This window comes from Streptomyces sp. WM6378 (assembly GCF_001279695.1).
Classification (GTDB): Bacteria; Actinomycetota; Actinomycetes; order Streptomycetales; family Streptomycetaceae; genus Streptomyces.
Genome location: NZ_LGDD01000035.1, coordinates 1 through 14312, shown reverse-complemented (window position 1 = coordinate 14312; position 14312 = coordinate 1). Strand labels below are relative to the sequence as shown.

Annotated in this window: 9 protein-coding genes and 5 pseudogenes; 9 read left to right on the top strand and 5 right to left on the bottom strand. The window is 69.0% G+C overall.

The features are described 5' to 3' along the window. Window positions 1–213: 213 nt before the first annotated feature. From ADK54_RS46655 to ADK54_RS05720, 4 genes and pseudogenes are all read right to left on the bottom strand, one after another. Window positions 214–737, bottom strand: a pseudogene (locus ADK54_RS46655) (IS5 family transposase); the annotation flags it as partial. 56 nt (window positions 738–793) lie between these two features. Then, window positions 794–1188, bottom strand: a pseudogene (locus ADK54_RS05725) (LLM class F420-dependent oxidoreductase); the annotation flags it as partial. Between the two features lie 58 nt (window positions 1189–1246). Next, window positions 1247–1324: pseudogene (locus ADK54_RS47280) on the bottom strand (hypothetical protein); the annotation flags it as partial. A 35-nt stretch (window positions 1325–1359) separates the two neighbouring features. Beyond that, a complete protein-coding gene (locus ADK54_RS05720; protein WP_078966148.1) occupies window positions 1360–2385 on the bottom strand; it encodes a hypothetical protein in 1026 nt (341 codons plus the stop codon). Window positions 2386–2788: 403 nt separating this feature from the next. Here ADK54_RS05720 and ADK54_RS05715 point away from each other — a divergent pair, with 403 nt between their 5' ends. The 6 genes and pseudogenes from ADK54_RS05715 (at window position 2789) to ADK54_RS05685 (ending at window position 10773) form a co-directional block, all read left to right on the top strand. After that, window positions 2789–4975 (top strand): HAMP domain-containing protein, encoded by a 2187-nt coding sequence (locus tag ADK54_RS05715; RefSeq protein ID WP_053724417.1) that lies wholly within the window; start codon window positions 2789–2791, stop codon window positions 4973–4975. 4 nt (window positions 4976–4979) lie between these two features. Then, on the top strand, window positions 4980–6482 hold the full coding sequence (gene pgsB / locus ADK54_RS05710) for a poly-gamma-glutamate synthase PgsB (RefSeq protein ID WP_053724416.1): 1503 nt from the start codon (window positions 4980–4982) through the stop codon (window positions 6480–6482). Continuing rightward, window positions 6479–6961 carry a poly-gamma-glutamate biosynthesis protein PgsC/CapC gene (locus ADK54_RS05705; RefSeq protein WP_053724415.1) on the top strand — a complete coding sequence of 161 codons (483 nt, stop codon included), beginning with the start codon at window positions 6479–6481 and terminating at the stop codon, window positions 6959–6961. The genes pgsB and ADK54_RS05705 overlap by 4 nt, the downstream gene beginning before the upstream one ends. Before the next feature lie 24 nt (window positions 6962–6985). After that, window positions 6986–8062, top strand: a complete 1077-nt coding sequence (locus ADK54_RS05700; RefSeq protein WP_053724414.1) for a C40 family peptidase — start codon at window positions 6986–6988, stop codon at window positions 8060–8062. Between the two features lie 144 nt (window positions 8063–8206). Then, window positions 8207–9444, top strand: a pseudogene (locus ADK54_RS05695) (IS701 family transposase); the annotation flags it as partial. A gap of 345 nt (window positions 9445–9789) precedes the next feature. Next, a complete protein-coding gene (locus tag ADK54_RS05685) occupies window positions 9790–10773 on the top strand; it encodes an IS481 family transposase (RefSeq protein ID WP_053724412.1) in 984 nt (327 codons plus the stop codon). A gap of 781 nt (window positions 10774–11554) precedes the next feature. On the opposite strand, the gene ADK54_RS05680 is transcribed toward ADK54_RS05685, so the two are convergent. Continuing rightward, window positions 11555–11971 carry an RICIN domain-containing protein gene (locus ADK54_RS05680; RefSeq protein WP_053724411.1) on the bottom strand — a complete coding sequence of 139 codons (417 nt, stop codon included), beginning with the start codon at window positions 11969–11971 and terminating at the stop codon, window positions 11555–11557. Between the two features lie 277 nt (window positions 11972–12248). On the opposite strand from ADK54_RS05680, the gene ADK54_RS05675 reads away from it, so the two are divergent. The 3 genes and pseudogenes from ADK54_RS05675 to ADK54_RS05665 form a co-directional block, all read left to right on the top strand. Continuing rightward, entirely contained in the window at window positions 12249–12731 is a 483-nt protein-coding gene (locus ADK54_RS05675) for a helix-turn-helix domain-containing protein (protein ID WP_234391938.1), read from the top strand. Continuing rightward, on the top strand, window positions 12728–13282 hold the full coding sequence (locus tag ADK54_RS05670) for a transposase (protein ID WP_053724409.1): 555 nt from the start codon (window positions 12728–12730) through the stop codon (window positions 13280–13282). Before ADK54_RS05675 ends, ADK54_RS05670 begins: the two co-directional genes overlap by 4 nt. A 715-nt stretch (window positions 13283–13997) precedes the next feature. Then, window positions 13998–14312: pseudogene (locus ADK54_RS05665) on the top strand (hypothetical protein); the annotation flags it as partial.

The window sequence follows — 14312 nt, the reverse complement described above, 5'->3', positions numbered from 1 at the left end:
GCCGGGGTCTACCGGTCCGCTCTCGGCGTCGTACGCCAGGCGGACAACACCCTGTTCGCCTCCATCCACGCCAGCGCCAGCGGCGGCACCGACGCCGCCACCCTGGTACGCCGCGTCGCCACCCGCAGCCGGCAACTGGCGCTGGGGAACTGGGTGGTTCTGGGTGACTTCAACCGGGCGCCCCGCTCCCTGCCCGTCGGCGGAACCACCGGCGGCGGGAGGCCTGCACCGCCCGTCCGCGGCGAGGTGGATCTTGGTGGTGAATCCGCCGCGGGAGCGTCCCAGGCACTCGCCGATCTGACCACTTCCTTGAGCCGGACCACCAGTTTCCGCAACACCGGATCGACCGGGTTCGTCCCCCGAACGTGCCCCTTTTGAGGATCGGTGGCCGTCGGCGCCTTCCTCGCGCCGGCGGCGTGCTGGTGGGCCCGCACTGTCGTCGAGTCCACCGACACGTCCCAGTCGACCCGGCCCGCAGCGTCCTCGGCGGCCTGGATCCGAGACAGCAGCATCGTCCATGTTCCATCGGCTGACCAGCGGCGATGTCGTTTGTAGACGGTTTCCCACGGCCCGAACCGCTCCGGCAGATCCCGCCACTGCACACCGGTCCGGACCTGGTAGAGCACCCCGCTGATGACCCGGCGGTGATCACTCCACCGGCCCCCGCGAGCACCACCAGGAGGCAGGAACGACTCCAGCCGGTCCCACTCCGCGTTCGTCAGATCCCCACGGCCCATACGGCAAGCCTGACCTCAACACCCCACTCACGTCAGGAGACCCGAGAAACAGTGCCTAATCTGCGACTCGGGCCGCCGACGATGTCCTCGTCTCCGAACCCGAGCCGGCGTACGTTCGCCTCCTGGTGCGGCGCCATTGCCAGGTATCCGGCAACATGCGCCGTGGGCACCTCCCGGGCCCGGTCGAGGTCATGGTCAAGTACGACGGCCTGCTCCACCCCGAGAAACGCATCCGGCCCCATGATCTGGCGTGCCCGTGCGGTGTGCTCGACGGGCACGACATACGTGTGCGCGCCCCAGGCGCGTTCGGCGGCCGGCTCAGCATCTTCGGTCCCGGGGCGGCCAGGAGGCGGCGCGGGACCGGGTCCGGTATCAAGCCGTGGGCGGGTGCCGCGTCCATGGCGTCCAAATAGGAACGCCTCGTGGTCACCGCCCTGCCGCGGGCCGGAACGTTCGCCGTCCCATCCCCGGTAGTTCGCGGCGAGCTCTTCCAGCAACGGGGCGAGATCGCTGTCCCAGATCCAGGCGGCGACCTCGTCGACGCGAGCGGTCAGGCCCGGGGCCCGCAGCTCGACGGCATCGTGCACGGAGTCGGCGTCGAAGCTGAACCGGTCGCAGAATGTCACGGCGACGGAGGCGTTGTCCTGTGGCCCGCTGCCCACCGGGCGGTGAGCGTGTCCACGGCGGCGACGGCGCGCCTCGTGCGGGCTTCGTCCGTGCGCACCGTGTTGCTGAACTCGACGTGCAGGAACGGGACATCTTCGGCTGCCGCCTTGTGGCCCTCGACGTTCTCCGTGCCCTCCAGCGGGCAGGAGCGCGCCTGGGCCTCGCACACCTGGAAGCCCTGACCGCGCAGCGCGTTCGCCAGGATCTTACTGTCGGCGCGGCCTGCCGTCCCGGTCCCGGTGGAGGCGATGACGTCGTGGTCGGGAGCGGAGTCGTCGGCGAAGCCGTGGACCTGGATGCCGGGCAGGCCGCGCTCGGCGAGCTCGTCGCACACCGCCGCGAAGACCGTGTCGCGGCGGTGTGCGACGTCAGCCGACTTACCCCGCCCGGCGTCGCGGTGGGCGCCCGCGATGATGAGGACGCCGCCGGGGGAGCCCAACAGGACACGTGCGCCGAGCCGTTCGGTGCGGGCGTCCGATACGGGGTGCGGTGCCTGGACCGACCAGCGCACTGGCGAGGACAGATCGATGTAGACCCGGCCCCAGCCGCGGGGCGCGGGAACGCTCTCGCTGCGGTCGGAGAGTTCCGCGTAGGTGCGGCCTGTCTCGGCGTCGACGAGGGTGCGCAGCTGGTAGCCGACGCGGGACAGGCGTCGGCCGGCCTCCTCGCGCTTGCCGTCGAGCACGAGCCCGACGGACTCGGCCATGGCGCGCCGGTCGGTGGGGCTTGGCTCGCGATACCCGGAGTCCGCGTGAAACGGGGCGGCGAACTCGGCGATGCGGCGCTCCAGTTCGCCTCGTGGCGGGCCGCTGGGTGGCGGTGTCGCGCTGGGCTGGGGGCGCTGTCCGTCCGCTTGGTCGTCCCGGCTCACGCCGCTGCCCGAGCGGCCTCCGGCGAGGGTGAGGGCCGACGCGATCAGGGCGCCGAGCAGGACGATCGCCGAGGCGATGGCGATCGTTTTTGTCTTCCTGTGCACAGTCATGGCCGCACCAAAGATACGGGCGTGACGGGAAGCGGGGGGAGGAGACCAAGGGGAGGTGCAGTCTATGTTCACGGTTTAGTGCCACATATGCGTTTAATTTGGACAATACTTCATCAACTTGGCCAACCGCCTGGAAGGTCGAGGCGGATCGCTCCTCCCGCCCGTCATTTCCTAAGAATTTGCACAAAGATCTCACCCAATATATTTTTTGGTGAACTTTGCCCAGGGGTGGGGAACTCTTTGCCTGCCCGCCGGTCGGGGGATCCCTGGGGCGCACCCTTGTGTGCCCAGGGCAGGGCGACTCCCTCGGGGGTCGGCCGTGCGCCCCGAAAGAATGGAGAGGAGCGTCGCGTTGGCCGCTTCGCGATCGGGGCGGCGGCACAAGGTCCGCCGAAGGTCAGATATGTCCCTTATGGGGGGCATACGTCCGCCTATTGCTGTGCTATCGACTCTGCTCCTGTCCCTCGCGGGCATCACCGCGCTCGCCCTCGGCAAACCTGAGAACGCCCTCGTGCCGGAGGCCGTCCGCAAGTCCCAGCAGTACGTCGCCGAGGACGGAGCCATCGCGCTCCGTGCGTCACTCGACGAATCGATCACTGATCTGACCCGCACCGCCGCCCTGTTCAACCAGGGGCGGCCCGCGCCCGCCGACGACGTCCTGGACAAGGTCGGCGACGTGTACCAGAAGTGGCGCGGAACCGCCGTCATGGAGATCGCGTCGGGGAAGCTCCTCGGTGCGCGCGGCGAGAACGTACCGCTCACCGCCATCGACCGGAGCCGCCTTGCCGACGAGGGCGGCCTCGCCCCTCGCATGGTCCGCCTGGAGAACGGTCAGACCCGTCTGGTCACGCTCGCCCTGCTGTCCTGGGAAGGCCGACCACAGCAGCTCCTGATCGCCTCCAGCAGCCTCAACTTCCCCGGCGTGAACCTCGGCGAGGGCCGGGCCATCGGCGTCGTGGACACCGAAGGGCGCGTCCTGAGCAGCCACGGCGCGCTCGGCGGCAAGGGCGCCAAGGAGCAACTGCGCACCTTCGCGGGCATCGCGGCGAAGAAGGGCAAGCAGAACGCGATCTCGGCCAAGCCCCCCGGCGCGGGAGGCTACACGGGCGTCAGCGGCCACCTCGCCGGGGACACCGTCGGAGACAAGCAGACCATCGGGGGCTACGCCACGCTCGCCGCGGGCGACCCGGGCGAGGCCACCCCGGCCGGCACCCTCGGCCTCACCGTCGTCACCCAGGTCGGTGTCGTCGAGCACGCCTCCCGGCTCGCCCGCCCCGCCTTCGGCCTCATCGCCGCGGGGGCACTCCTCGTCATCGGCGCCATCACGGTCATGCTGCTCCTGTCCACGGTGCAGCGCCCGCTGATCAGACTCTTCCTGGAGAGCCGCCGCCTCACCCGCGGCGACCTCGCGCGCCCCGTGACCGTGCCGAAGTCCGGTGAGGCCGCGCGGATCGGCGCCGCCCTGGAGCGGCTGCGCGGCCAGCTGCGCGGGGCACCCGTCGGCACGCAAGACCCACAACGTCCCGGGCGCCGCAGGGGGCTCGGCACCCGCGCGCTGCTCGCCGTGTGCGCCCTGCTGCTGCTCGGATGGGCCGTGCCGCTGATGCTCCTGCTCAACCGGGCCGATGACGACGTCCGCGTGCCGACCCAGACCGTCCACGACCAGAAGGCGCGCACCGCGACGCTCAGCGACCGGGTGCGCCGCGCCCTCAACGAGGGCCACGCCGACCTCTCCGCCGTCGCGTCCCTCATCGGCGACCACACCTCGTCCCAGGACATGAAGACCGTCCTGGACCGCACGCTCAAGGACCACCAGCGCTACGAGTCGGTGTACGTCCTCGGCGCCGACGGCACGATCCTCGCCCGGGCCGGTCGCACCCCCCACCACGCCGCGGGAGACGCCCCTTCGAAGAACGCCTTCGAGGTGAGCGGTCACGGAGGCAAGAAGCCCGTCGTCACCGCCACCGTCGCGGCGCCGGGCCGTCAAGTGGCCGCCGTTGTCGGGGAGTTCCGCATCGGGTTCGTCAACGGACTGCTCGGGCGCCAGGGCCTCGGCGAGGTCCGTGTAGTCGACGCCGAAGGCCGCGTCATCGGCGGCGACTCGGGATACCGCGCCTTCCAGAAGCTGCCCTCCTCGCTCCAACCGCTGCTCGACAAGAAGGCCGACCACGGCGAGGTCCGGCGCGACGGCGGGAACGTGCGCGTCGTCGCCGCCGCACCGTTCTCCGGCGGCGGGGCGGCGGGGTCCCTGCAGTGGACGGTGGTCAGCTCCCAGCCGGCCGCCTGGCTCGCCATCCCCGAGTACAGCCTGCAGAACCGCACGGTCCTCGCGGGCCTGCTCGGCCTCACCGCGGCCGCGGCCTGCCTCGGCTGGCTGCACATCGTCGTCGCCCGCCCGCTGCGCGAACTGGCCGACCAGGCCGAGAAACTGGCCGACGGCGACCGCAAGACAGTGCTCTACCCGCGCCACCACGACGAGGTCGGCGCCGTGGTCCGCAGCCTGGAGCTGATCCGACAGCGCCTCCAGGACCAGCAACGCCAACGCGACGGCGCCACCCGCACGCCCGCCGCGGCCGGAAGGAACCAGTAACACCGTGCTTTTCCTCTACACCGTGCTCGTGGTGTGCGGGGCCGTCCTGCTGATCTCCGGAGTGATCGAACAGCGACGGCACTACGTCAACCTTGACCGCATCCCGACCCGCGTGCTCGTCAACGGCATCCGCGGCAAGAGCTCCATCACCCGCCTGTGCGCGGGCGCGCTGCGCGGCGGCGACCTCGTCACGGTCGCCAAGACCACCGGAACCGCCGCCCGGTTCATCCACCCGGACGCCACCGAGGAGCCCGTCTACCGAAAGTTCGGCATCGCCAACGTCGTCGAGCAGATCGGCATCGTGCGGCGTGCCAGCGCGTACCGCCCGGACGCGCTCGTCATCGAGTGCATGGCCGTCATGCCCGCCCTGCAGGAAATCAACCAGTCCAAGCTGATCCGCTCAACGATCGGCGTGCTCTGCAACGTCCGCGAGGACCACCTCGCCGAGATGGGCCCGACCCTCGACGACGTGGCGCGCTCGCTGTGCCGCTCGATGCCCGAGAACGGCATCTGCGTCACCGCCGAGAAGGACCGCTTCGACATCCTCCTGGAGGAGGCCGAAGCCCGGAACTGCCGACTCGTCTACGCCGACCCGGAGATGGTCACCGACGAGGAACTGCGCGGCTTCAGCTGGTTCACGTTCAAGGAGAACGTGGCCATCGCGCTCGTCGTCGCCGACCTCCTCGGCGTCGACCGCGAGACCGCGCTCCAGGGCATGTACGACGCCCCGCCGGACCCTGGAGTCCTCTCCGTCGAGCGGTACGTGACACACGAGGACAAGAGGCTCCGCTTCGCCAACGTCTTCGCGGCCAACGACCCCGAGTCGACGCTGATGAACATCAACCAACTGCTCGACCTCGGCGCCATCCACCGCCCCCTGAACGTGGTCATCAACTGTCGCCCCGACCGCGTCGAACGCAACGGCCAGATGGGCGAGATCATCCCCGGCCTCGACCCCGACCAGGTCTTCGTCATCGGCCACCCGGCCAAGTCCGCCATCGACGCGATCCCGGCCGCCTACCGCGACCGCGCCGTAGACCTCGGCGGCGACCGGCGCGACCCCGAGGAGTTCATGCGGCAGCTCCTCGGCCGGCTCGGGCCCGACTCCTCGCTCGTCGCCATCGGCAACATCCACGGCCAGGGCGAACTGCTCCTCGAACACCTCGCGGAACTCCCGCCGGACGACTCCGACGAACCCGCCGCCGTGCCGGCAACGCCCGAGCGGACGCCCCAGTACGTCGAGACGACACCGCTGTACGCACCCCACCTCGACCCCTACCAGCAGTACCCGCGGGCGTACGAGGACCGCTACGCGCCGCACCACCACGCGCAGCGCGCGGGGGAGCAGCACCCCCACCCCGAGCCACACCCAGCCCCGTACCCCCAGCAGAACCCGGCGCACCCCACGCACCTCGAACAGGCCCTTACCCGCGGCTTGTTCGAGCCGCGCGTACCTCCCGCCGACGACTCCCCGCAGTGGCGCAACCCAGGAGAGCAGCACCGTTGATCCCCTCCGTACTGACCCCCGAGATCGCCGCGATCGGCATCGCGATCGGGCTGCTCTTCTCCCTGGTCTGCTACCTGACGACCAACCTCTCGCCGGGAGGCATGATCACCCCGGGCTGGCTCGCGCTGACCCTCGTCGAGGACCTGCAGCGCGCCGCGATGGTCATCGGCGTCACCGTCCTCACATACGCCGGCACGCTTCTGATGCAGAAGTTCGTGATCCTCTACGGCAAGCGGCTCTTCGCCGCCGTCGTACTGCTCGGCGTCACCCTCCAGGCCACGGTCATGATCGTGCTCGCCCTCGAGTTCCCGCTCATGTACGCGAACCAGACCCTCGGTTTCATCGTGCCCGGCCTGATCGCCTACCAACTGGTCCGTCAGCCCAAGGGACCCACCCTCCTTGCCACGGGCTCGGTGACGCTCATGGCCTACGTCGTCCTCACCGCCGGAGTCCTCCTCGGCGTCATGCCGTCCGCCTGACACAGGATCGGAACCGAAACAGCCATGCCCTCCAAGAAGAAGCGCACCACTCTGCACGCCCTGACCGTGCTGGCCCTGCTGGGGTCCAGCACGTACCTCACCGTGGAACTGCGCAAGGACGAGCGGGACTCGGCGCCGGGCGTCCAGGCCGTCAAGGACCTTCCTGTCCTGGAGACAGATGCCGGGAAGGACAGCGGCAAGGAGATCTGGGAGCGCCTGAACAACCCCGCGCGGACCGTGCTGCGCGGCGACCAGGGCCAGATCCTCGCCACGTTCACCGACAAGGCGCGCACCGCGACCCTCAAGGGCCCCTCGCGCACCTTCACCGAACCCGCGAGCACTGCGGTCCGCGTCGTCACGGAGGACTGGGTGCGCCTGATGCCCCAGACGTGGCGCCAAGGAGCCGAGAAGGAGGCGTGGTTCAAGGCGTGGTTCAAGGAGAACTTCGGCAGCAATGAGGAAGACCTCTTCGCGACCGCCTTCCAGTACACCACCGGAGCGCCGGTAAAGAAGGACGCCAAGGGCCTCGCGTACGCAGGCGACGCCATGTTCGGCCCGGTCAACCCGGACCTCACCAAGCACCGCGGCACGCCCCTGCTCGAACAGTCCGACTTCTTCCACTACTTGGGCATCCCGTACACCTTCCGCGACGGCACCACCAAACAGCCGGAGGCGGCCCGCGCCAGAGCCGTCGACTGCTCGGGGTTCGTCCGCATGGTGTTCGGCTACCGGGCCCGCTACCCGCTGGCGTCCGACGACAACAAGGGCGACGGCCTGCCCCGCACAGCCAACGGCATGGCCCGCTCGCACCTGGGCGCGGACATCATCCCGTTGTCGGGCCCCGCTCCCTGGTACGAACGCCCGAAGAACATTGACGTGCTCCAGCCCGGCGACCTCCTCTTCTTCAAGATGGACCGTCATACCGGCGACCGCCTCGACCACGTCGCCCTTTATCTGGGACCGGACGCCGAGGGCCACAAGACGTTCATTTCCAGCCGCAAGGAGGTCAACGGTCCGACGATCGGCGACAAGGGCGGGGTCTCCCGGATCGACGGAAGCGGCTTCTACGCACAGCTGTTGCGGAACGCGAAGAGGCTTTGAGCCCGGGTCTGGGTCTTGCAGATCCAGCGCTGCCCATGTGAGAAATCCGTTGGTGATCACTGGATGCGCAAGGCGTTGACGTCGGGGTCTAATAGGACTCCGTTAGGTCTTCCTGGCGGTCCTGTTCCGGAGCATGTTGGGTATGTGGACGCGCTTGAAGTAGTCCGCATGCGGGCGAAGTTGGCGTTGTTCGTGGCGGACATGTTGGCCTCGGTGCTGCGTAAGGACCAGCGCGCGAAGGGGGACTGCTATCTGCGGGGTTTGATGCTGGACGGGCGGCGCAAGTCGGTCCAGGCGATGGCCGCGCGGCTTCCTGACGGCAGTGAGCAGAACCTGCAGCAGTTCGTGAACCAGTCCACCTGGGACCCGGCCCCGGTGCGGCGGCGGATCGCCGAGCGGATGACTGCGGTAATCAGCCCCGATGCCTGGGTGGTTGACGACGTGTCCTTCCCCAAGGACGGCGCCATGTCGGTCGGTGTGGCGCCGCAGTACTGCGGCGCTCTGGGCAAGCGAGCCAACTGTCAGGTCGCGGTGAGCGTGCACGCCGTCATCGCCACGGCCTCGTGCCCGTTGCAATGGCGCTTGTTCCTGCCCCGGGAATGGGCTGGCGATGCCGCACGCCGCAGGCTGTGCAAGGTGCCGGCGGACGTCGGGCACCGCGAGAAGTGGCGGCTCGCCGTGGACATCCTCGACGACCTCTCCGCCTGGGGCCTTGCGCCCCGCGTCGTGCTCGCCGACGCGGCCTACGGGACCAACGCGGCCTTCCGCGGCGAACTCACCCAGCGCGGTCTGGGCTACGTGCTGTCCGTCCGTTCCGACGTCACCGCCCACTCCTTCGACGCGGTGCCCGAGGCACCCGCCCGCAAAGGCACCCACGGCTGCCGGCCCCAGCCCCGCTACCGCCAGCCACCCCTGAGCGCGGCCACGCATGCCACCGACCTGGGGCGCGAGGCGTTCACCGACGTCACCTGGCGCCAGGGCTCCCGCGGCCCGCTGCGCTCGCGTTTCGCGGCCCTGCGCGTGCGCCCGGCCAGCAATGCCGTCGTCCGCCCGTTCAGGTCCCGGGCCTCGGCCGGCCAGGGCTGGTGGGACGGCGTCCTGCCCGACCTGTGGCTGCTGGCCGAATGGCCCGCCGAGGCCGAAGAACCCACCGAGTACTGGTTCTCCGACCTGCCCGCCGACACCCCGCTCAAGGACCTGGTGGGCTGGGCAAAGCTGCGCTGGCGGGTCGAGCACGACTACGTCGACGACGCGCTCCGTCTCGGCGCGAGCGGAGCAGTGGGCGACATCGTCACCCTGCTCGCCTCCGCCGAGACCATGCACGTGCGGCACCACCGGCGGTGACGCAACTGGTGCTTCCCACATCGATTATCCGGTCCTGCCCGCCCGACAGCGTCCACACCGTCGCTGCGGCCCTGCTGGATCACATCGCCGGACACGGCCACCGGCCCATCGCCGAACGGCTGCACCGCCCCGCCTCGACGGTCCGTGGCTGGCTTCGTCGCGCGACCGCGCTTGCCGCGTTCTGGCGCCGCCACGGCGTGATCTACGCCTACCGTCTCGACCCGGACGCCGGGCCGTTCCAGCGGCGCACCACCGCACTCGCCGAGGCCCTCGACGCCCTAGGTGTATTGAGCATGAGCGTTGTTAACACCGGGTGGTCTTGAGCATGACGAAGACCTCCGGTGTGGTGGAGGTGTCTAGGACTACACCGCACGGAGGTCTTCGTGTCCCACCGTAATGCCCGACTGACCGTTCACGGCAGACGGATCCTGGTCGAACGCGTCATGGCGGGGCGGCCCGTGGCACACGTGGCTGCCGAGATGGGCATATCGCGTCCGACGGCGCACAAGTGGGTCCGTCGGTGGCGGGCCGAGGGCGACGCGGGCCTGGCGGACCGTTCCAGCCGACCCCTCTCGACGCCGAACCGTACCCCACCGGACATCGAAGCGGACGTGTGCCGGCTGCGGACCGGGCGCAAACTCGGCCCGGCACGGATCGGCCCGGTCCTGGGCCTGCCTGCGTCGACCGTGCACCGCATTCTTGTCCGGCACGGCCTGAACCGCCTGGCTTGGCTCGACCGTCCGACCGGGGAACCCATCCGCCGCTACGAACGCGCCCGGCCGGGCGCGTTGGTGCACGTCGACATCAAGAAGCTGGGCAACATCCCCGACGGCGGCGGACACAAAGTCACCGACCGCCGCACCGCCATGGACCACAAGATCGCCACCACCCGCGAGCGCAAGAGCTGCAAGCCCGTCATCGGCCACAGCTACATCCACTCTGCCGTCGACGACCACTCCCGCCTGGCCTACAGCGAGGTCCTGCCCGACGAGCGGCAGCACACGGCCATCGCCTTCCGGCAACGGGCACAGGCCTTCTTCACCGCCCACGGCATCACCGTCGAACGAGTCCTGACCGACAACGGATCCTGCTACAAGTCGAAGCTCTTCAGCCAGGCCCTGGCCGAGGCCGGCATCACCCACAAGAAGATCCGGCCCTACCGTCCCCAGACCAACGGCAAGGTCGAACGCTTCAACCGCACCCTGCTCGACGAGTGGGCCTACCTGCGGCCCTACACCTCGAACACCGAACGAACCGCAGCCCTGGCAGACTTCCTCCACACCTACAACCACCACCGCTGCCACACCGCACTCGACGGACACCCACCCATCAGCCAGGTTAACAACCCCGCGGGTCAATACACCTAGGCGAGGCCGCCCGCGTCGGACAGGAGCAGCACGCGTCGTGGGCGAGCGCAGATCCCTGGGGCGCAGTCACCCTGCTCACCGGAGGCCGGCTCCTCACGCCCGCATGAATAGCCCGCGACAGCAAGCACACGTAGCCGACGACATGATGACGACGAGTCACCCTGCCGGGCGACCCGAAGCCGTCTCCCTATCCTCACAGTGAACGTCGCCACCGTGTTCATCCTGAGCGTCCGGCAACAGGGTGCAGGTGGTCCCGTTGAATGCCCCGGCGGAGCCGCTGTACGCCCTTCTGGTGGCTTCGTAGCGGCGATCGGGCCCGATGCATTCCGTGTCAGCGAGGTGCACACGGCGGCACACAAGGGCCGGGCCCGGGCCCCCAACAGGGAGCCCGGGCCCGGCCCTTCGGCATGCGTTGTTACCAGCGCATGCCGAGTGCGTCGAGTTCCGCGCGCCGCTCGGGGGTGAGTTTGTCGGCCCTGCGGCGGGCGTGTTGTCCACGAACATGCCGAGCTTGTGCTCGACAGCGTCCACGACTTCGACGTGCTTCCCGGGCACCTTGACCAGCAGGTGTTCCGCGTCCGCGATCTGCACGAACACCTCAGCCTGCCCACCGACGAGCCCGCGATCAATGTCGCCCGCTCCCCCCTGGGGCGACTCGTCTGGCAGGACTCCTCGAACAACCCGGACGCGGTCAATACCGGAAACGGACTACGCTCTCTGGAAAAGCCGCGGCCGGGGCGACGGCCCTACCGTCGCCCCGGCCGCGACCGCAACAACAGCCTCAGGCGATCCACGTCCAGTACTGGTTGTTGGAGCCGCTGTCGGACCACACCCGCTGACGGTTGCTGTCCATGTCCAGCAGGAAGCGGTCGTTCCAATTCATCCTGTAGGCTTCCAGGCTCTTGATGTGCTGGGTGTAGTTCAGGTTCATCGTGAACCCCCACCTCTGTTGGCCGTTGTTGTTGCACGTCCACGTCTGCACGGCCGCGCCACCCGTCAAGTTGTTAGCGTCCGCATCCAGGCACAGCCCAGTGGCGACGTTCACCGCCTCGTACCAGGTGCCGCCCGTGCCTTCATCGCCCGCGGGATAGATCGTCCATTGCTGCGAGGCGGTGTTGGCACAGGGGGCCAGGGCCGTGCGCGCGCCGATACCGCCCGTCGCGGCGACGCAGTAGTTGCCCCACCCGTAGTTCTTCAACCGGAACGTCCCGACCGGGGAGTCCGCGCTGGCCGGGGTGGCCGTCGCGAATCCGCCAGCGATAGCTGCGGTGAGGGTCAGTGCTGCCGCCGCTGCTCGCCTAGTGCTGGATTCCGTTTTGGCGGGGTAGGTATATGGCAGCGGGGCCCCGTTTTAGGCTGCTCGGGGGCGAGTTGCTGTGCCGATGTTGCTGTCGGCCCGTCCGGCGACGGACGCGGTGGAGGAGGCAAGGATCCGTAGGCTGGCGGGGGCTCGCCATGCGCCAGGCGACTGGATTATGCGGGCGAGGATCATCGCCCTGAGCTGGGACGGGCTGCGGGTGCCGCAGATCGCGGAAACGCTGGGCTGCCGTCACAAGACGGTCCGCAAGTGGCTGCACCGGTTCAACACGGCTGGCCTGGACGGGCTCGGGGACCGGCCCGGATGCGGGCGCAAGCGCCGGATCACCGAGGACGAACGCTCCCGCATCATCGCCCTGGTCAAACTCACCCCGCCGGGCCGGCTGGAGATCCAGCCGTCCAACGAGCTGTGGGCGGCTGATGTGAAGGGGCCGGAGGAGTGGACCCTGGACGCGCTGGCCGCCACCGCCAGGGCTGAGGGGATACAGGTCGGCCGGTCCCAGGTCCGCCGGATCCTCCTCGCGGAGGGGGTGCGCTGGCGCCGTACCCGCACCTGGACCACCAGCCGCGATCCGGAGTTCTCCCCAAAAGGACCCGCATCGTCGGCCTCTACACCGACCCGCCGCCAAACGCCACGGTGATCTGCGCCGACGAACTGGGACCGGTCATCCCGCGCGCTTTCCCGCCCGCTCCCGGCTGGTCGCCCGACGGGCACCGCATCAAGAACGAGCTGGACTACAGCCGCGGTCCGGAGAAGACCTGGGTCTACGGCGGCCTGCGCGTTCGTGACGGCATCGAGGTCACCATGACTGCCGCCTCGCGCAACAGCGTCAACTACCAGCAGTTCCTGCGACGGGTCGAGGACGCCAACCCGACCGGGGCGATATGGATCGTGACTGACAACCTGTCCTCCCACAACAGCAAGTCCACCCGCGAGTGGCTCCAGGACCACCCACGCATCCACCACGTCTTCATCCCGGTCGGGGCCTGCTGGTTGAACCTGCAGGAAGGCTGGTGGCGCCTGTTCCGCAAGGCCGCCCTGGCCGGCCACAACTTCTGCGGCCCCGACGACATCACCGAAGCAACCACCGTCGCCACCGCCCAGCTCAACGCCCGCGCCAAACCCTGGATCTGGGGCCGACCAGTCCCACCAACCCGCACACTCCGTCGCCGTTTCGAGTACCGCCTTTGAGGAACCCAGCACTAGCTGTACTCCATGCCATAGCGTGTAATGATCCTCTCTCGAAATTCGCGGCCCGCCTGACCGCCCGCAGACGCTACGAAGTCTGGTCCTTTGATCGTCCTAGATCGGTCCTTGTACGAGGTCAGCCGGGCAGCAAGCGCTGTCCAACGCCCGCAGAGCGCTCCGGACATGAGCTTCTTGCTGCCTTGGCCAATTCTGCCGAAGACGCCCCGGGCTGTGCCGCCCGGCTGATGGGCGACGTGTGGGTTTCAGCGGTTGGCGTCGGTTGTTTGCAGTGGGGGCGTGTGGAGTCTTCCTGGTGGTGGGGGTGTGGGTGTCGTTCTTTCGGCTCTGGCACACATCCGGTGGCAACGGAGCGTCACATCGCATCTGTGATCCGGCGGTCCGGAATCTTCGCAAGCCGATGAGGTCTGGATGGCATCCAAGCCGGGGTATAAGCCCGGCTGTTGAACGTCTGCCAAGCGGGCCGCTCGTTCCGGGCGTCCGATGCGCCGACCGGTGAACGTCTGGGCCAATAGGGCCTACAGGAGTGCGAACCATACTCACAATGACGTCGACGACGCTCCGTCGCCACGGATGTGCGCCAGGCCTAATCAACGGCGGACACCTGGCGAGGAATATCGCCAGTGGGCCGGTGGTCGCGGGCGCGCAAGGGGGCAACGCCCTGTCCCCGGGCGTCGGTCAGACGTCAACGTTGCCGCCCATGGGCGCAGTGGTCGTCACCGTCACGGCAGGATTCGCCGGGTACCTCGTCACCTACCTGAACAGTCTGCGGCTGACGCAGCGCCAGGAGCGGCTGGCGCGGGTGAACCGGCAGCTCTCCGAGTTCTATGGGCCGCTCCTCGCTTTGGTTGAGGTCAACAGCCGTCTGTATCACGCGTTCAGCGAGCAGTACCCCCGCCCCGAAGGGCGCGAGCCGCTGTCCCACCAGGACGAACGGGCCGAGTGGCGGCTGTGGATCACCACCGTCTTCCTGCCCACCCACCGCGCCATCCGCGACCTCGTCAACACCAGAGCG

Coding starts and splice junctions, on each gene's coding strand:
- ADK54_RS05720 (WP_078966148.1), bottom strand. CDS start 2,385: ATGACTGTGCACAGGAAGACAAAAACGATCGCCATCGCCTCGGCGATC.
- ADK54_RS05715 (WP_053724417.1), top strand. CDS start 2,789: ATGTCCCTTATGGGGGGCATACGTCCGCCTATTGCTGTGCTATCGACT.
- ADK54_RS05700 (WP_053724414.1), top strand. CDS start 6,986: ATGCCCTCCAAGAAGAAGCGCACCACTCTGCACGCCCTGACCGTGCTG.
- ADK54_RS05675 (WP_234391938.1), top strand. CDS start 12,249: ATGCGGGCGAGGATCATCGCCCTGAGCTGGGACGGGCTGCGGGTGCCG.